We start from the raw sequence: 20233 nt of genomic DNA, 5'->3' as shown, positions 1-20233 counted from the left end.
ACTTTTAAAGGAAGGATAATGAAGTAAATTTAATTCACTATTTCAAATCCATCAAATAAGATTGATTATGCTAGGTTGTGTCTTAAACTCACTCGATATTCACATGAATAGTCTAAGACGTTTTTATCAAAAACTGGCAGTTATTTCTTTTCTTTTGTCTGGCTTTAGAACCTTGAATCAATTGACTTTGTCTTTATCTTTCCCTCGCCGACACCGCTCAGAACAATAAATCACCTGCTCCCAATCTTTCTCCCACTTCTTACGCCACGTAAACGGGCGCTGACAGACGGGGCAGATTTTTTGCGGTAGGTTTACCTTTTTATGTGCCATCGTCTACTCCCTTATATCTATATAACCCTATTTCATTACTAACGACTACTTGTCTTCTTTTTGATGATCCAGCCCTTCATATTTTTTTACCCGTCGGCATTGGTCGGAGCAATAGACCATGCTCTCCCAGTTTTTATCCAGCTTCTTAGTCCAGCTAAACTCACGCTCGCAGACAGGGCAAAGTTTTTTGCGAACGTTCTTCTTTTTGTGCGCCATAATTCTCTCATTGGTTTGTTTAATCTATAGTCGATTCACTACCATCGGATACGGTATCAGGCTCGCTTAGTCTGCTGTTTATAGCAACTTTACTCGCCGTCATCATACCCAAAGCAGTGTTGCCGACTATATTACCACTGTCTCTTAATCATAAGCCCTATTTATAGTGCTATTCATAACTGCTAATCATCAGCATTGCTCATAAGCGTTAATAACTAACCATTAGTTGTTAATCGTTAGCTATTAATCGGTAGTGACTAATCGTCAGCTACTAATCATAGTCATCAAAGATTTTATTTAGTCTATTTAGACTATTAACGATTAACTTGCCAGATTGATCAGTACTGGTATCAATCGCCAGCTTCTCATCCATCCGCATTGTCAGCGGCTCTAACGCTTGCTTGAGGGCATTCGCCATTAGTGCGGTCTGCTGATGGATGTCAGGGATATCGCTATCTACTGTTTGATTCTCATCACTCTTAGCTAGGGTCTCAGTTAAACTATCAGACAAGCTATCCGCCATTTTTTGCGCCAGTTGTTCAACGGCATTGACCAGCTGTACCATCAGTGCTTTTTGCACGTCTTGGTTTTGCTTGAGATACTCGCCTTCTGCCTTTCCAGCATTGTGATCGTGCTTATATATTTGCAGCAATTGGCTCACGCTTTTTTCAAAGCCATTATCGATACTGTCGCTGACGACTTTGGCATTGTTAATGACGCTATCGGCAAGTATTTTTTGTGCTTCTAATTGGGCGTTTAGCTGGGCATTGAGTTGCGCTTGTTGTCCTGCTTTTCGTAAGCGAGCGATTTGCTCTGGGTCGTTTTTCGTTAAGTATGTCTCAAACTGGCTACTGATGGCATTGAAGCCACTGGCCAAATCGACCAACTGTGCGACGATACGCGCGCCCGTATCGCCATCTTCACCGCCCATGGCTTTGTTACGTAGGAAGTCGGCTTTGATTTGCGCCCAGCGCTGCATTTCTGCTTCAGTCAAGACACCGCGCATCTCGCCAAGCTTGAGCAAGTTGCTCTCTGCACCTTGGGTCAATAGCTGCGACTCACCCAGATAATGATCATCTATCAGCTGGTTCAGCTCGCTTTCATTCATGACCGCTGATAGCTTTTCGGTCATCTTATTCATATTACGATAACTACCTTGCAGCTTAAATATCGGCTCAACACGATACTTATCATCTTGCGAGGCGGAGGCAATATAGGCTTGGTTGACGTCCAAAATGACTTCTTGCACCCTAAACATATGGCGCAAGATAGCAATGATTTCGTTAACTTCTGAGGTGCTATACGGATACGTCAGATCGCTGCTTTGTGCTTGAGCAAGATTCGCATTGTCCGTTTTTGCCATTTTAATCAAACGATGCACATCGCTTAAGTCACGGTTGGCCATTGGTGCGAGGACGGTATTAGAGGTCAGCGAGTTTTCGATATAACTGAGTGCAAACACCTCTTCCATGCCGCTCATGATATCGCCTAAGTTGTAGATATCGGCACGGTTGGCGAGCATGTCAGGAACTTTAAATGCCTCGCCGCTTTCGGTGTAAGGGTTACCTGCCATGACCACGCAGAACTTTTTTCCACGCATGTCATAAGTCTTAGTCTTACCTTGCCAGACACCATCGATACGGCGTGTGCCATCACCCAACGAGATAAACTTCTGCAAAAATTCTGCATGGGTATGCTGAATATCATCGAGATACAGCATGACGTTATTGCCCATCTCAAAGGCTAAGTTGATTTTATTCAACTCTTCTCGTGCGGTGGCATTGGGCGCTTTTTCGGGGTCTAATGAGGTGACGTCATGACCGAGTGACGGACAGTTAATCTTCATAAAGATAAGGCCAAGACGATTTGCCACGTATTCCATCAAGGTGGTTTTACCATACCCTGGTGGCGATATCATCATGAGGATACCCATCAAATCGGTACGCTTATCCTCCCCGACCGTGCCCATCTGTTTGGCAAGATTGTCACCGATGAGAGGCAGATAGCTCTCGTTAATCAGACGGTTACGTACAAAGGAGGACAATGGACGCGGCATAAACTCGTCCAGTCGCAACGTCTCTTTTGAGTCATGCAATATCTCTGAGCGCATGGCCAGATAACGTCTGTAGGCAGGGATGACTTGGGTATCATGATGATGCAAACGATTTAAGAAGTCATCGACGGCAAAAGTTAAGGTCTGCTGATGAATACGTATATGTTCACCCAGCAAATTATTGACTTGTATCTCAAGCGATACCTTACCCGTGCTACGCTCAAAGCTTTGTACTTGATTGAGCGGATTATTAATACTGGTCAATGATGTAGTCGATGAAACTGGCGACGAGGTAATTGAGGAAAAGGATAAGGCCGATGGTGTGCCACTTGCGCCTGTACTGTTTAAACCTTGATTGCCCAATCCTTTAGCACTTAACCCTTTATTAAAAGTAGCACCTGAATCAATCAGTCGTTGTACCAAAGCTTCACGCTGAGCATCGTTTAACTGGGTAAGTAAGACAGCAATGGCTTCGGGCACATAATGACGGCCGCTTTCTAATTGCTGCTTGCGTAGCGCGTTTTGTATTTCAATCTCGGCAAGCTGATCTTCATTGAGTGTCTCGCCTGCCTCATCCGTGCCATCAGCCGATTCAGTACTACCGTAGGTTTTATCAAGTAAGGCATGGAACCATGTGGCTAGTAGCTCATAGGCTGATTTGGGTTGGAAGCCAAGCTTACTGATAGAAGACTGTAGTTGGTCAAAACTGGCCGTCGCTTGCGTGCTACCTGAGGCGCTATTCAATGTTTGGCTTAGCTGCTCACACAACTGCTGCGCTTGTTGACTGGTTTGCCATTTTATTGTGTTATGTGCGCCTGCATTCGATTCAGCCGACTGCCCCATGACGCTCACCAAGTATTCACAAGCAAGCTGAACGTAGCTTGGTTTGAAGATGTTAGCGCCTTTATCAACGCTACCATCTTTATCAGCGCTAAGACTGTCGTCATTATGAGCCATAACAAAATGACGCATCACTTGGCTCATGTCTTCAACCAGCAATGATTTCGCCGTATCGCTGCCCAATGCACGGCGCAGTTGCTCGGCAGTGGCGGCTCTATCCGTCCAGTTATTTGCGCGCGTCAGCACTGATTCATTCAGCCATTTGTCATAACCAAATTGACGCAGACTGCCTAAACCAAGCGCTTGCACGATACTTAGCTGCCAATAAAACAACTGCGCCAAGGCACGTACTTGCGGGGTATAAATCAGTAGCCCTGCCTCACGCAACGTCGGCAATATTTGCATCAATAACAGCTTGGCATCATGGTCATGAATGCCTTTGTCATAACCGAGCTGATAACGAGGGGTGGCGTAAGCTTTGACCAGTTTGGACAATGGACTGTCGTTATCAATATCGCCATTAACATCTAGGGTAATGATAGTCGCATCGTATGCTTGATATAGTCGCGTTTCGGTCAGTCCATCTTGGCTGTTCTTAGCACTTTCAATAATGCTATAGGCCAAGTACTCGGCACGGTACACCTTATCTGACTCGGAGGCGATATTCATATCCCAATACGGGCGCAAGGCATTTAGCTCAGTATTATTAAGCACTTCATAATAATCTGTACCCGTTAAATGTAGATTCAGCACACGCTTGCCATCTGACTGCTGACGGCTCAATAAGGTCAAATCTAATGGCTGAGTATTAACCGAAAAGCGGTGCTTGCCCAGTTTGATGATTTGACCACCATCTTCAAACAAGTCCGACTTGTCTTTTAGACTCTTATAGCTCTCGATTTGGATGGCTTTTAGGCGGGCATCGATGTCATCGGCTTTGACGCTAAAGCCCATCGCTTGCAGCTCTTTTGCGATATTACGAACTTTTTGTACCAGACCATCAGCCGCAAAATAGGTATTTAACGCTTCCTCTTCTGTAAAGCCTGTGACGCCAGTGCTTTGCGTGCGTTTTTTGATGCTTTCAAGCATCCGCAGCGCGCCATCACCCAAGTTTTGCGCTTTACGGTTGCGAGCATCGAGCAATTGCTGCTTATGATTTTCAAAGGTTTCGTAAATCTCTTCACGCTTGCTGATGATATCGGCTAAAAACTGGTCGCCACTGTTGGTCTCTGGATCAGCGAATTGGCTCTCTAACTCTTCTAGCTGTACCAGCAATTTTGCCAGTTGCTCGTCTGATTTCTCAGGGGTATTGGCAATGGATAAAGCATTAGCAATCGACTGCCCGAACAGCTTAAACTGCGCGCCAAACTGCGCGATGGCCTCAGCTGAGCCTAGATTTTTGCGTTTATGATTCAGCTTAGCTTTGCTTTGGTTCAGGCTAGCATAAATGGTCGATATGTCATCGATGATTTGCGTACGTACCGTGGCATCGGCTACATCTAATGTGCCTAGTAGCTCAGTGAGCAAATCCAACCCTTGCGCTGTCTCATCAATTTTTTCTAGTACGGGTTTTAGCTCAGCATTGGTTTCTGCGGTGTTTAAGCGCTCACTGACATCTACTAATATGCCTTCGTAGCTTGATAGTGCCTCTTCGCCACTTAAAAATAGCACGGTTTTTTCAGCCAGCTCGCTTTCTGCCTCTTCTAACTGTGTCTGTAATGCTTGTAGTTTATCACTATCTAAATAACGCAAATCCTCCAAGCTGACCAAGCGACCCTTTTGACGTCTTAACGCTGACAGCTGATCCACATAATCACTGGCCGACTCAAAGCTAGTAACGCGTATCTGCCGCAAAATCTCACTTTGCTGCGTATCGGCATCGGCTAGCGCGGTTTGGGTTTGCTTTTGGATACTTTGTACTTTGGCGAACTCATCAATGACCAGCTCAGCTGTCGCTGTCACTTCTTTAATACTACTGGCGACTTCGCTCAGCTCAGGTTCAGACAACCAGTAATAGCTGTCAAAGAGTCGGCTGGTATTATTGGTAAGCTCTTCATAGAGCTTCTGTGACACGCTTTGATTGTCAATGAGGCGAGTAATGCTATAAAGATCTGAGATACCACGTACCAGTTCTTTATTACCAATTTTGCCATAAAAACTCGTGCTTTCAGGTAATTCACTGACATACTCGTGTGAGGCATAAGGCGTGTGCCATATCTGCATCGGATGAATACGAGACGGCTCACTTTGGTCACTAAACAATACCAAACGGCCATTCTCAGCCAAAGCCATACCGTTACAATAAATAGGGTTTGCCAACTGCTTCTTAATCAGGTTATAAGGGAACAGCCCCGTGACGCCCAAGTCTCTGTCGTAAAATAAGAATAGAACATCTTCCCCATTTGGCGAGACAATTTTACGCTTAAACCGTAAGTCAGTAGCGCCAACGTTATTGGCCTCAAACAGCTTATACTCACCCGTCTGTAGATAATAACCACCCGGAAACATGATGCCGTGGTCTTCTGGGAGCTGAACACACGACTGTCCAATCGCATCCAATCGCAGTACCGATTCGGTCAAAGTGTTATAAACGAAATAACGGTAGTCCTCTTCACGATAAGGCAATATCTTAAGCAGTATTAGACTGCCCACTTTGGCATACGCAATCTCAGCATCGGTCAGCGACTGGGTACGGTCATTGACCGGTTCACTATAAATACCCTGACCGGACTGCGTATTGTCCTCAATCTTAATGGTCAAATCGCCACCGACCGTTTCCACAAATATCGTGTCTAAGATATTCATATGGGGATATTTGCCATTCACCATTTGATCGCGTGTGGTCTCAATCCAGTCGAAATCATAAGCAGGCGGCAGTTCAATGTCACGCTCGCCTCGATTGTCCACATAAGCGACTTGCGCCGACTCTGGCGTACCTTGGCTAAAATCTAATGCAAAACGGAACACTCGAATATCGGTGATACGCTCGCCAATCTGAAACGCCAACAGTAACTTGCTGTCTTTCACCGTTATTTGAATCAGGCGCGTTTGCTTGTAATAGCGATACAGCTCATTGAAATCTTGGACAAAGGCATCTTGAGCTAAAAAAGTGCCTTTTAGGTCTACCTCTTCAAGTTGATACTCTTCTTCATTACCAACTGGCTCGTTGAGACGATATAACGACAATACATCCTTAATATTGCTCGCACGTTTAAGCCCCATAAAAACGTTGTAGCCAAACAGCAAATAATCACCAACCTGCACCATGTCTTGTGCCACACAGTTGTACTCGGTACGAATACGCGTGCGGGCGATGACTTGCATTTGAGTGCTGCCGAACTCTTCGAGACGCGCATTATTTAGCGTTGCCGTCTGCTGCTCTAAGCGGCTGCCTTGTTCGGTCAGACGTTTTTTGATGAGCTCATAAGCGTTGCCTGACGCAACTGCCTGATCGGTTTGATTGGCTTGATTAGCATTATCGTTGCTGTCTGAATTTATTGAGTTTTGCGTATCCGCCATCGTTGCTCGTCCGTTTCTGTTTTTACATAATATAGTCAATCCTTTATAAAAGAGCTACAGCGTTAACCTCGCTTGAAGTATCACATATACATCTGCACTCGGTTGCCTTGTATCTCTTTTAAACTGAATCCACTATAAGAGAATTTTGGGCAATAAAGAATCATTGAAAGTAAAGAAGCACTTGGCTAATCTAAAAAAACGAGTCGTCACTGCTATTTTTTTAGATTAGCCAACTTATCATCTAGGCGCTTTTTGCAACAGTATATTTACCATGTCATCGAAGTCTGCTTTATTCACAAAATTGACATCTGGTATGACAATCTTTCCCTGAGAAGAATCGATGCGTAATTGACGAACTTTGGATATTTTTTGTATTTTAATCTTACTTAGTTCACTATACCTAACCGTTAGCATTTTATTACTAATTGAACTTTTAGGTGTTGTCATTTGAGAATCGTATAGCGTAATCAAGCTGGAATCTTGAAACGATTTTTTAATCGTTAATAAACCTTCAGCCGCTACCATCAAGCACAAAACAGATATTCCCCACCAAAAATAATTGGCCATATTGGGCGATAACTCAATCATGTTGAAAAAACTTAAACCTTTGTTGCTATACAAAGCGTTATAAATACCGAATAAAGCAATTAGTCCAGCGAAAATAAAAATTCGAATTCCGTGAGATTTAGAAACTTTATACTCGTACTGTCTTAACACTTGATCGCTCATAAGTTTTTCCACACCCTATACTTTTACTACTATAAAATATTAATATTTCATACAGACGCAGACGTCATAGCTTTGAAATGTATAAAAAAACATATTATCAAATTGCACTACAATTTTAACGTTGCAAGGTTCAAAAGCTGGGTTAAAAGCGCCAGCCTAGAACAACGAATTCAAATTAGCCAAAAAAATCTGCCGCCTAAACGACAGATTTTTTATTTCAGAGAATATTACTTATTCATACTAAATGATAAAAACTTGCTTACTAATACTTGCACATTAAGGCTAGGCATTTAGACCCTATTAATAAGTCGTTTTATCATCATTTTTCTGATTGGCTTTCATAGCTTGACTGGCCATCACACCATTGATGATACCGCTCAATGTGTCTGACTTACCTGCTAGGCCATCGATGGCTTTACCGATAGACAGTGACTTAGCAAAGTTATCAAAGAAATGCGCTTCGCCGCCAACAATATCAATTTTGGCTTTCTGTAACGCGACTGCCAATACTTCAGCATTTTCTTTCGCAATCTCTTTACCAGCGTCAATCGATGCAAGCGCTTCTTGCAAGGCTGTCTCAAGACTCATTCGGAACTCTTCGTGCTCACGTGCTTCTTTGCTCATGCTACCCATGGCATTGAATTTCTCGACCAGACCATCTGCTTCGGCTTGGAAATGTGCGCGAGTAACTTCGGCTTTTGCCAATCCAACTTCGCGTTCTGCTTTGGCATTTGACTCACCGCGAGCCGCGATAACTTGAGCATCTGCCATACCTTTTTCACGCTCAGCTCTGGCGGTAGATTCACCGCGAGCGGCGATGATTTCTGCATCGACCATACCGATATCACGCTCAGCTTTTGCCTTAGATTCGCCACGAGCCGCGATAACCTCAGCATCTGCCATACCTTTTTCACGATCTGATTGCGCTTCAGCTTGTCCAGTCGCTCTAATAATATTGGCTTTCGCAATACCTTCTTTTTCCAAAGAAGCGGCTTTGACTTCTTGGATAGCCGCTTCAGCGAAGCCATGTGCTGACTCTTCTGCTTTGGTACCTTCGGCCATCTTAATTTTGGCTTCTGAATCTTTGGCAGATGCTTCAAGATTCGCGGCAGCAAGTGTGGTGATTTCGACGGCTTTATGCTTGGCAGACAGCTCTTCTGCTTCGGCTTTTTTCACCTGACGTACTTTGATTTCTTCCGCATCGGCTTCTGCTGCTAGGACACGTGTTTGCTTAGAACGTTCCGCTTCGCTAATTTCGCGAACTTCTTTGATACGCTCTTCTTCTTGCGCGACCGTTTTGTCCACTGCGATACGTTCACGAATGACGTTGGCGATTTCTTTTTTCTCAAGCTCAATCGCACGTTCCGCTTCGATACGTTGCAAGTCAACTTCACGCTCACGAGAGACAATTTCTAAATCACGGGCACGCGTCACTTTTTCTTCTTCGATGACGACTGCACGCAAACGATTTTGACCTGCTACTTCGATTTCACGCTGCTGATTCTCACGCTGAATGGCCAAATCCTGCTCAACCGAGATAACGGCCGTTTCAGACTTTTTACGCTCTTCTTCTTCAATCTTGCGAGTTTCAGCCGTTTCACGCGCAATCACTGACGAGATTTCACGTTGCTGTTTGGCTTCGGCATCGGCTTGCTGACGCTCTAGCTCTAGCATCGCCTCTCTGGTTTCGACATTCTTTTTCTTAACGGCCAACTCTTCATCACGCTCAAGCTCGTTGGTGATGACGTTTTGGAAAGCCGTTAGCTGAGTAATTTTTTTGATACCTTCAGCATCTAAAATATTACTTGAATCTAATGACGCTTTTGGCGTTTGCTCTAAGTAATCAATCGCCACATCTTCTAAGACATAGCCATTCAGATCGTTACCAATTTCTTGAACGATACTGTCACGAAATTCGCTGCGGTTTTCAAACAGTTTGACGAAATCAATCTGCTTACCAACCGTTTTTAGCGCTTCAGAGAACTTAGCATTAAACAGCTCGTTGACAGCGACTTTATCTGATGCACGCTCTACCCCAACCGATTTGGCAACTTTTAATACATCCTCTTCGGTTTCATTGACGCGTAAATAAAATGCCACGGTGATATCAGCACGCATGTTGTCTGCGCAAATCAAACCTTCTTTACCGCGTCTGTCCACTTCTAAGGTGATAAGCGAGATTCTCATCAACTCTTTTTTGTTGATGACCGGCCAAACAAAACCACCATCAAAACGTACGGCAATTTTACTCACACCGTTAATAATGAGTGCTTTGCCCTGCTCAACCTTAAAGTAAAAGGCCTTGAGCATCAGTAGTGCGACCATCATAAAAACAAACGCCAGCACTACAACCACGCCGACGATAATGAGTGTGTCCATATCCATTCCTTTAATTAAAACATTCCATAATCAATTCTATATAAATCAGATACGCTATCAGGCCTGTTAAATTTACTGTTTGTAGCACCTTTTATAGCACGTGTGCTTTATAGCCCTATCACGCACGATTCTTATATCCGAATTATCTTGAATCAACTATAACCAAATTTAAAACCGTTTAAATCATTGCTAAAAATATTATTCCTAAACCAGAGATTCTTCCAAAACCTCTGGCTAAATCCTTGTTCATTCTGTGAACTTATTCTGTGCTAATAGCGATAGTGACGTGCTGAAAATAATGATAAAGAGCCATAATGGTCAAATCATTGATGAGAGTTACTTGTCTTTTACAGAGGCTACGCGATAGGTATTGGCTGCCTCTAAATACTCCACCAACATCACTCGATCACCTTGTTTCAGCGAGCCATCATTGATGTCTGAGCGAATTTTGAGTATCAATCCTGCACCACCATCATTCAATTCCACTTCGCCATGTTTGTCCGTGACACTAAGGGTACGCACAACCGCGATTTTGCCGATATTGCTAGCAGCATTACGTCTAGGTATTTTGGCTATTCTGTTGCGGATGGGAGAAATAATGATGCCTGTCAGCCACATGGAGATGACCAATACAAAGATTAGCGCTCCGGTGCCGAATAGATAATATAAGATGCCTGAGTCAAAATTTTGATGTAAAAAACTGGTATAGAAGTAACTTAATAACCAACCAATTAAACTGATTAAGCTAAGAATAACGATAAGCGGCACGCCATACAGACCGAACTTAAGCAGCAGCCCCGACACAAATCCTGATGAGGTCACATTACTACCCTCGCCACTTGCATCGCCAATATCTACTGTATCCATATCTGCCATACCAAGTAGAGAAACCATCCAATACAAGGTCACAAACATCACCAATCCTGTAAAGACTATCGTCGGGTACAAGCTGATTTTGGTAATGAATATCAAAAACGACTCTTGCATTACGTACTTTCTCCTTTTGCTCACCCAATCTAGTATCTCTATATAAAGCATGTTTATATAGCATTTTGATACGCAGAATCTTGATGAGCCATTTATAAAATTTATATGATGTTCATGAAAACTTAAGCTATAGAATCAACTTATGTTTCTTTATTAATTATATAGACATCTCACTCTATAATACATAGATTTCGCCATTAGCGTCCCCAAATCGGTGAACGCACCATCCCGCCAGCGTCACTATTAATACTGTAGCTTGTGTTGCCAGATAACGAGCGGATGACGAGGCTGCCTATATTTCTAGTACCTTGGCTGCTCACTTGCGAGCTACGCATTGGATAAACTGCATATTGTCCAGACGGTGATAATCGTGCAGGCTCATCGAGTCCTGTTTCTGCGAGATCGATGGTTTGACGGGTAGCCAATGTCATAACTGCAGCCTTGCGACCGTTGAGATACGCTAACTGCTGACCATCTGCACTAAGCTGAGGACTGGCTACATAGCCACTAGTCGGCATAGGTATTGCATTGCCAGTGGCAAAGTCATAGCGGTAGATGCTTGGGCGTCCAGCACGGACTTTATCACTGGTATAGACAAAGCTTTTGCCATCAGACGCATAGCTTGGCTGTACCTCAGTACTTAATAGTGTAGTCAACTGTTTGGTATTGCCATCACTGAGACGCATCTCATAAATATCTGCGTTGCCGCCGACGGTTGAGCTATAGAGGAGTTTTTGACCATCAGGTGAGAATGACGCTGACATGTTACTGCCTTCAGCATTAACGATTAGACTTTGGGTTTTACTTTTTCGGTCATAGATATAAATTTTTGGGTTTTGACGTGGTGCTTGTTTACTATAAGCAAGCCATTGACCATCCGCAGACCATGCAGGCGCATAGATATAACCCTTCAACTGATCAATCAATTGACGATCGCTACCATCAGGACGGATGCTATACAGTGTCGATATTTTTGCGACACCTGTGCCCTGCTCATCCACGTAGGCTATGCGCCCTTGACGATCGATCGCAGGCATACGCGCAGTTAGTGGATTACTCTCGACGGTACTGGTAGACGTATTGGCTGATTTGCTAGGCAGCGTCTGACAGCCAGTGAGCACCGTAGCTATCGCTATCGTCATAGCGCCTGTTGCTGTGAGCCTATTCATGGCTAGTTTTGACATAACTGGTTTAAGCATAAAGTGATATCCAATAGAACCTGATGATAAAATTATCACAGAAACATTACTCTAGTGTATCCTAAACCGGACTAAATTTTGGATAAAAAAATGCCCCACTGATTAGTGAGGCATTATTAAATTCAGCCGAAATATCTAATTTTTTACTCAATCATCAAATTATTTAGAAATAGCTTTGAAATACGCAACTTGATCGTCATTGCGGATAGTCAAGATAGGCACATTATTCGCATTGTTATTGATACTATATTTACCTTGTACAGTTGCCATGGTTGCCGTATCAAAACTTGCTTGTGGCTCAGGACACGCCATCATAGTACTGATGCCGTTTTTGATCTCTACATTGCCATTGACAACGCTATATCCAGCACTCATGTTGTTGCAGGTGTTCATAAATGCCACGTAATCTCTACCGTTATCATTCATGAAATTCAAAGTTAAAGGTTTTGCCGGATCAAAAAATAGCTGAGTTACCTTATCACCATTGCTGCGTTTGGCATCAACAAGCTGCCAGTGATGAGCTTGTAAAATATCTGAAGTGATTGGCTGACTAACTGGAGCAGGTAGATTTGCGGTAGTCTGGCAACCCGCGGCAAGCGTACCAACGGCCAAGGTAGCTACCATCATTACTTTAGTCATGCTTTTCATATAAGTTCCTCGTCTTATTGAACCTGAAATTTTCACTACCTATAAATCTTGCAGTGAATGCACCCTTTACAGACCTAGTGAAAATTTTGGTTTTATTATGATTCGTTTATTGTCTTATTCATTGTTTTAAACAATGACGATATTTTGTATGACTCACAATGAGCTGTCATTATGAATTGAGTGGTTACTTGAAGGAGGTTTTGTTGCAATGCGAAGTTGACCGGATGTTTGCTATTGACCTTATTCACTAACGATGCTAACACCTTACTGATGTCTTGTCTAAAGCAGCTAGGGCGTGTCCTCAATTAGCACATTGATATATTTAGTGTTCTTAAAATGATGATACATCCTATAGTCAAGGAATTTTAGAATCACTACAAGGCGACCGACCGCAGATAGTACACTGAGTACATCTAGGACGGGTAACACCGTAGCGGTTTAAAAGTGCTCTGACTATGGTGTCAGGTGAGCGCTGACATCAAAAAACCCCACTAAATAGTGAGGTTTTTTGATGTCGTATAACTATAATATGGCACTGCATATGACTGCTAGTGCCGCTTACTGATACCTTAAATAGTCAATCTGGGTTTCAGTAAAATTATCAGCCACCACTTTAGATAACGTCTGTACCAGTTATATTTGGCTGATCAGTAGCAGGTGCCGTCATACTTGACATAGATTGGCAACCTACCAATACTGTCACCATTAAAATACCTGTCATCAATGCTTTGGTCATGTTTTTCATATAAGCTCCTAGAATAGTTTTAAAACACTTTTGGTTCAAATGAAGTACAAATATCATTGTACTAAAGCTATAAATAGTGGGCTGTCCTTCTCCCAATGACCATAACTTATTTGCACTTTTAGCATACTTGTCTCTTACATCACTGTAAGTTAATTAATGTTAATGAAATACGCTTATTGAGTCTTCGTCTCTTGTAGAGCCGCATAACCTGACAAGCGTTTACGCTCAGCATCGTCAAATAGCTGCTGCTCAAGTTGGTTTACCTGAATTTGCGCTTGAGCTTGATCTGCACTTTGGCTTAACAAGCGCTGTTTTTGTGTTTGATATTGAGTAAAGCGCTGGTCAAAACTGGCATCCTCTTGGTCTACTTGCGCCAGTCTCTTTGCTGCTGGCGCACCTACTAGCTCTCGGCGCATATTGTATAGTGCTTCAGGCGTCGCGCCACGAGCTTTCATTTGTTCAGTACGAGCCATAAGCTCACCAAGGTTGGCTTGCTGCACGATATTGGCTTTGGTGACACTATCTGGCAAGCGGCTGATATAGTCTTGTCTGGCGGCTTCTTTTTGTGCCTCAGAGGTTTGCTTGTTTTGGTTGATTCTGACCATCTCTACACTATAGTCATCATAGTCATCCTCTGTACCAAAAAACGCACTAATGGTGTCCTTTGCAAAATATTGCTGACGTAGCTTGGTCACATCTTGTTGTTGCTGTGCCACAGCGTTTAAATCCAGTTCACCACTTTTTGTCGCTTGTAGTTGTAGATTGCCATAACGCTTTTCTATCTCTGGAAGTGCTTTGAGATACGCAACATACTTGCCAAATATAGCGACCGCTTGACTGGCCGCAGGCTCTGGGGTGTGATGACGAATGTAACTCTCAACACGCGCAAATATAACGGCTTCGTCCTCCTCTCCTAGTGCGGATAAAAAATAATCAAATAAGCGCCGTAACCCTTGAGTGACGACCAACTGTTTGTTTTCATCAATGATGATTTCGCCATCAATTTGAGTACCCTTTAAGGAACGCGGCAAACGTTCCAATCCTGTGACAAATAAAGACTGATTTTGGGTCGCAGTCGTTGGTAGCATTTGACCCGCCGCCAGCGCAGTTGATAGAGTACCCTCAGCCTCCTCGCCCAGAGCATTGGATGCTGGTTGCGCTAGAGCCGTACTCGTATGATCAGGTTTGAACCACATAATAACCGCCGCCGTCACGACTATGGTGACCACGGCAATTATAACGATTGATAAATAGGCTGGACGGCGATTATTCGACATAAATGAGAGTTCTTATCTTATAAGTCAGCTTAAAGGTTGGCATTTTTAAGACGATTAACCTGAGTACGATAAATAGATTTTGGCTCAGACTCTCCCCATGCTGTCAAACTTAGCACTTGATCGGCTGAATCTAAGTGATTCATTCTATAATTATCACGAATCACATAACCAAGACGGCTTGAGCAGGCAGATACCAAACCATCATTAGACTCGCCTGCAAACGGTACACCCGTTACTGCCAATATATAATCACTAGGATCAAGTACGCTCGTTATTTGTCCAACACCACTAAATGAATAGTATTTGATGCCATTGGCAGCAGTGCTGGTCGGCTGACCACAATAACTGGTTGGCATGGCAGCAGGGAATTTAGCGTTAAATTGGGCAGCACCATCGGTCGATAGCGCCATCAATGTTTGCCAGCCATCTTGTTCTTGAATCTCTGAGAAGCTGATACCAGAGCCGATATCTGTAAAGCCACCAATCAAATTAAACAGCCCTGATACTAACTCTGTAGTGATGTTTGACGGGCTTCCAGTATTGTTATTTGGCTCAAGCGTATTTTTGACAAAATCTGCCGTTTTTGACCCTTGCTCTGGACTTGATACTGCTGTCACTGACGCCACATATTTTGGCGCAACACCAGCGACATAACGGATGTCTATACCGCCTTGACTGTGCCCAAATAGATTGACTTTAGATTTGCCTGAAATGGCAGTGATGGTCTTGACCTGTTGTAGCAGCTGCTCTCCACGAATCTCACTGTTATTGACGGCTGATGTTTTGGTGGTATATACCTCTGAGCCACCTTTCATCAACTCTCCAGGTATTCCATTAAAGTAATCAACGAGCCCAAACATCGTAGTGAAGCCACCAAGTCCATGAGCCATGACGACCGGATACTGAGTTTTAGTGTAACTCGAGGTGAAGTATTTACTATCAACCAGCTTGCAACCGTTGGCATTAGCACAGTTATAATACTGTCCAGCTGCTTGAGCAGATGTGGTTTGCAAGGTCATCAGGAGGATGCCGGCAGCGATAGCACCGAGTGAAGGTAAAAATGCGCTGGGCGTGACAGCTGCAGCAAAAGAGGTCTTTAGAGTCATAACAACATCCTTGTCATCAATAATTTTGGTTATCTTTACCTCCCAAAAGGAGTAAAGATTGCTGCTAATCCCTTTAGCAGACAGAATTACATTACTTATATATTCTGTAACATTCAACTAATTTGTCAAAATATGAATATATTACCGTGACTGAACAGTCATAACCGCCCTGATTTGGCTGTAAAGCAATTATTATCAATCACAATGATAGGTTAGCTATCACTTAACGTAAAACTGTCATCAACCCATTTATGGTATAATCTACTCACATTAAACCCATAATTATAAGATAGATGATGATGATTAAAAAATCTCTTATCCAGTCCCCAGAAGCCATAGAAAAAATGCGTGTGGCAGGTAAACTCGCTAGTGATGTCCTTGTGATGCTTGATGAGCATGTCAAAGTGGGCATCAGTACCGAAGCACTTAACCAAATCGCTCATGACTATATCGTTAATGTACAGCAGGCCATTCCCGCGCCGCTTAACTATAATGGCTTTCCAAAATCCATTTGTACGTCAATTAACCATGTGGTCTGTCACGGTATCCCAACTGAAAACAAGCTGTTAAAAGATGGCGACATCATCAATATTGATGTGACGGTCATCAAAGATGGCTACTATGGCGATACCTCAAAAATGTGGATCATTGGCAATGGTTCTATCATGGCGCAGCGTATCTGCAAAGTAGCACAAGATGCCCTATATGCTGGCATGAGTGTTGTCAAAAACGGTGTGCGTTTAGGCGATGTTGGTGCTGCGATTCAAGCAGTGGTCGAGCCTGAGCGCTTTAGTATCGTGCGCGAGTTCTGTGGTCATGGTATCAGTAATGAGTTCCACCATGAACCACAGGTAATGCACTACGGTAAAAAAGGTACTGGTTTTGAATTAAAGACTGGTATGACTTTTACCATTGAGCCGATGATTAATCAGGGCACGTGGCAGACTAAGATTTTGCCTGATGAATGGACGGCAATCACCAAAGACCGTAAGCTATCAGCACAATGGGAGCATACGATGGTCGTGACCGATAACGGCTGTGAAGTGTTTACCACTCGTCCCGAAGAAGACTTAAGCTTTTTAACTCAGTAGTATCAAAAAAGATCGCCTAGGCGGTCTTTTTTTTGGCCAACAATTAGGTCATATTGAGTATTGTGCTTACTAGCTTTTTATCTTTATACTCTGATGACTTAATAATTTATATTGGTACATTTATATTAGTACGTTCTATTTGTGATTTTCATCAGCTATCAGAACGCTGGTTATCTGAAGCTTTTAGCTCAAACGTTTTATTTTTAAACTCTTAATTGGATAACACTCATGTTTAATTGTGATGTCGCCTCTATTGATCTGACGCCCCTACCGCTACTATCAAATGATACAGCGACAGATAAATCGCTGTTGCCAGCTGGAAATGCTACAGAAAAATCTTTGCTTGGAATTCCTGGATGGCTGGCACAAATCAATGAGGATATCAGCCGGTTACTAGAGCGCGGTACCAATATTCGTCAACTGGTTGAAGTACGTGCATGCGCTATCGATAGCCTGCTGATCGCTTTGTTTAAGTGGTTTGAGCTGGATAAAACTGATTTGGCATTGTTCGCGACCGGTGGGTATGGACGTGGTGAGCTGTCGCTATATTCAGATATTGATATTCTGCTGTTATCTCCAGATGAGATAGGTGCTGATGCCAGTAGCAAGATAGATAAATTGGTCGCCTTACTATGGGATATAGGGCTGGAGCCTGCCCTATCTGTACGCAGCATCAATGATGCGTTAGAAGCGGCGCTTGACCATACGATAGCCAGTGCTCAGCTAGAAGCTCGATTGTTAATCGGCAATGAAACACTGCGAGATATGCCCATTCAAATAGTTAATAAGCAGTGGTCTCCTCGCGCCTTTTTTGATGTAAAAATGGAAGAGTCCAAAACTCGTTACCTACAGCACAATGCCACAGAGTATAACCTTGAGCCAAATATCAAAACGGCACCTGGTGGTCTACGTGACATTCATATCATCGGCTGGGTCACCAAACGCTACTTTCGAGTGGGTAAGCTCTATGACTTGGTACAACAAAACTTTTTGACTGAAAAAGAGTTTGATGAGCTAAATTTTGCAGAAGGCTATTTATGGCAGATACGTCATTACCTACATGTATTGACCGGCCGTAACGAAAACAGGCTATTGTTTGACTATCAGCGTGAGATTGCTCAGTTGATGGGGTATGAGAGCCAACCAGATGATCAGCCAAATGCTGCCGTTGAACGTTTCATGCGTGATTACTATCGCTGCGCCATGCAGATATCAACGCTGTCTGAAATGCTGACCAACCACTATTATGAGACAATCATAGAGCCCAATCTACCTGATGATGAGCGCCCAAAAAAGCAGCCGATTAATGCGAGATTTAACCGTGTCGGTGATCATATTGCTATAGCACACCATCGGGTTTTCGCTCAGCATCCTGATTCTATTTTAGAGATGTTCTTATTAATGGGTCAGCACGGCATCGACAAGGTACGCACCCATACACTACGCGCGCTGAAAATCGCGGCAAGAGGCATCGATCAAGTATATAGAGACAATCCTGCTCACAAAGCTTTGTTTTTATCTAATTTAAAAGAGCAAAACTATCTGTTTCATCGTTTGCGTACCATGAATCGCTATGGCGTATTAGGCAATTATATTCCTTCTTTTGCTCAAGTCACTGGTCTGATGCAATATGATTTGTTCCATCGCTATACGGTGGACGCGCATACTTTATTTTTGATTCGAATTTTGCACCGCTTTACTGATCCCATGTTTTCTGAAGAGTTTCCGCTGGTTAGCGCTATCTTTCAGCGCATCGAACGCAAAGAAATTTTAGTGCTGGCAGCGATGTTCCATGATATTGCGAAAGGGCGCGGCGGCGATCATAGTGAGCTTGGTCAGACTGAATCGACTGAGTTTTGCCTATCGCACGGCATGAGCTTGGCGGATGCTAACTTGGTCGGCTGGCTGACCCGCTATCACCTCTTGATGTCGATTACCGCGCAGAAAAAAGACATTTCAGATCCAGAAGTGGTGACACTTTTCGCAGATCTTATTGGTAACGTGACTCATCTGAATCACCTGTATGTACTGACGGTTGCTGATATGAACGCAACCAACCCACAGCTTTGGAATAGCTGGCGGGCGACGCTTATGAAACAGTTATACTCTCAGACGCGGCGCATTTTGCGCGCTGATATCGATGCGCCTACCAATCGCCAAGATATGATCAGTGCAACACGTGCGCTAGCGCTAGCGATGCTAGACAATGTCAATAATCAGCATATGAATCGCGATGAAGTATTGCGTCTATGGGATGATTTGGGTGATGAGTATTTTTTGCGTGAGATTGCAGAGGATATTTTATGGCATACCGAAGCCATTTTGAACCATCCACCGATTGGGCTTGCTTCTAATGCTGATAGTCCGCCGCTGGTGGTACTGCGAGAGCATCGTGAGCTGGCACTGGATGCTATACAGGTCTTCGTTTATACCCAAGATCAGACAAACTTATTTGCCGTCACTATGGCAGTATTTGATCAAATGAATCTAGATGTTTTAGACGCACGCATCATCACTGCCACTCGTGATTTTGCGTTGGATTCTTATGTACTGCTAGATCCTAGTGGCACATTATTGGTCGATGAAGACAGTCAGCAAGAGCTTAAGCAGCGCTTAATCAATGCCTTTAAAGACCCCACCGTACTGAAACTTACGAATAAACGAATGCCGCGTCAGCTCAGACATTTCAAGGTGACAACGGTGATTAATTTTGAGTTTAATGAAGCATCAGGTCAGCACATTATGAGCTTAGAAACCCTCGATCAGCCAGGGCTACTGGCACGGGTGGGACAAGTATTCTTGCAGGAGAAAATTGAGGTACATGCGGCTCGCATTACCACACTGGGCGAGCGTGCAGAGGATATGTTTTATATTAGCGATCAAAATGACGAGCCTTTGTCTGCCGCCAAGTTAGAAACGTTAAAAACGGCATTGACAACGAGTCTGAGCTTACATAGCAATAGTGCTGCAACTTAAGCAGTGTGGTCTATTAAGAAGTTTAACGAGTAACGAATATCGTGGATTGGGATTGGCGCTTTAACGTAAAAAGTAGATTGGTGCTAGATAAGCAAGTCATGCCATTTAGCATCAATCTATTTTTTATACAGTAAAGAT

Annotated in this window: 13 protein-coding genes; 2 read left to right on the top strand and 11 right to left on the bottom strand. The window is 43.4% G+C overall.

Annotation, left to right across the window (positions count from 1 at the left end; all coding sequences use genetic code 11):
* Positions 1-177: 177 nt before the first annotated feature.
* The 11 genes from RH96_RS14705 to RH96_RS01695 all read right to left on the bottom strand — a co-directional run bounded on the left by RH96_RS14705 (position 178) and on the right by RH96_RS01695 (position 16028).
* A complete protein-coding gene (locus tag RH96_RS14705; RefSeq protein WP_010196549.1) occupies positions 178-330 on the bottom strand; it encodes a DUF2256 domain-containing protein in 153 nt (50 codons plus the stop codon).
* Positions 331-375: 45 nt separating this feature from the next.
* Positions 376-546, bottom strand: coding sequence for a DUF2256 domain-containing protein (locus RH96_RS14700; RefSeq protein ID WP_010196547.1), 171 nt, complete (start codon positions 544-546; stop codon positions 376-378).
* A 271-nt stretch (positions 547-817) separates the two neighbouring features.
* Entirely contained in the window at positions 818-6958 is a 6141-nt protein-coding gene (locus RH96_RS15160; RefSeq protein WP_010196545.1) for a DNA repair ATPase, read from the bottom strand.
* Positions 6959-7195: 237 nt separating this feature from the next.
* Positions 7196-7687, bottom strand: a complete 492-nt coding sequence (locus RH96_RS01725; RefSeq protein WP_010196542.1) for a hypothetical protein — start codon at positions 7685-7687, stop codon at positions 7196-7198.
* A 300-nt stretch (positions 7688-7987) separates the two neighbouring features.
* Positions 7988-10066 (bottom strand): flotillin family protein, encoded by a 2079-nt coding sequence (locus RH96_RS01720; RefSeq protein WP_010196539.1) that lies wholly within the window; start codon positions 10064-10066, stop codon positions 7988-7990.
* A gap of 336 nt (positions 10067-10402) precedes the next feature.
* The gene (locus tag RH96_RS01715; protein ID WP_010196537.1) at positions 10403-11053 is read right to left on the bottom strand and encodes a hypothetical protein; all 651 of its coding nucleotides are present in this window, start codon (positions 11051-11053) and stop codon (positions 10403-10405) included.
* 197 nt (positions 11054-11250) lie between these two features.
* Positions 11251-12252: a PD40 domain-containing protein gene (locus RH96_RS01710; protein ID WP_010196535.1), complete on the bottom strand. Its 1002-nt coding sequence runs from the start codon at positions 12250-12252 to the stop codon at positions 11251-11253.
* Positions 12253-12411: 159 nt separating this feature from the next.
* Positions 12412-12900 (bottom strand): META domain-containing protein, encoded by a 489-nt coding sequence (locus RH96_RS01705; RefSeq protein ID WP_010196533.1) that lies wholly within the window; start codon positions 12898-12900, stop codon positions 12412-12414.
* 613 nt (positions 12901-13513) lie between these two features.
* Positions 13514-13645, bottom strand: coding sequence for a hypothetical protein (locus RH96_RS15290; RefSeq protein WP_264623034.1), 132 nt, complete (start codon positions 13643-13645; stop codon positions 13514-13516).
* Between the two features lie 173 nt (positions 13646-13818).
* Positions 13819-14922, bottom strand: a complete 1104-nt coding sequence (locus RH96_RS01700; protein ID WP_010196530.1) for a lipase secretion chaperone — start codon at positions 14920-14922, stop codon at positions 13819-13821.
* 29 nt (positions 14923-14951) lie between these two features.
* Positions 14952-16028: an esterase/lipase family protein gene (locus RH96_RS01695; protein WP_010196527.1), complete on the bottom strand. Its 1077-nt coding sequence runs from the start codon at positions 16026-16028 to the stop codon at positions 14952-14954.
* 296 nt (positions 16029-16324) lie between these two features.
* Here RH96_RS01695 and map point away from each other — a divergent pair, with 296 nt between their 5' ends.
* Positions 16325-17119, top strand: a complete 795-nt coding sequence (gene map / locus RH96_RS01690; protein WP_026037070.1) for a type I methionyl aminopeptidase — start codon at positions 16325-16327, stop codon at positions 17117-17119.
* Positions 17120-17347: 228 nt separating this feature from the next.
* Positions 17348-20095, top strand: coding sequence for a [protein-PII] uridylyltransferase (gene glnD, locus RH96_RS01685; protein WP_010196523.1), 2748 nt, complete (start codon positions 17348-17350; stop codon positions 20093-20095).
* Positions 20096-20233: the final 138 nt, after the last annotated feature.

It is taken from the genome of Psychrobacter sp. PAMC 21119, from assembly GCF_000247495.1.
Lineage (GTDB): Bacteria > Pseudomonadota > Gammaproteobacteria > Pseudomonadales > Moraxellaceae > Psychrobacter > Psychrobacter glaciei.
This window is presented reverse-complemented; position numbering and strand designations above follow the sequence as displayed.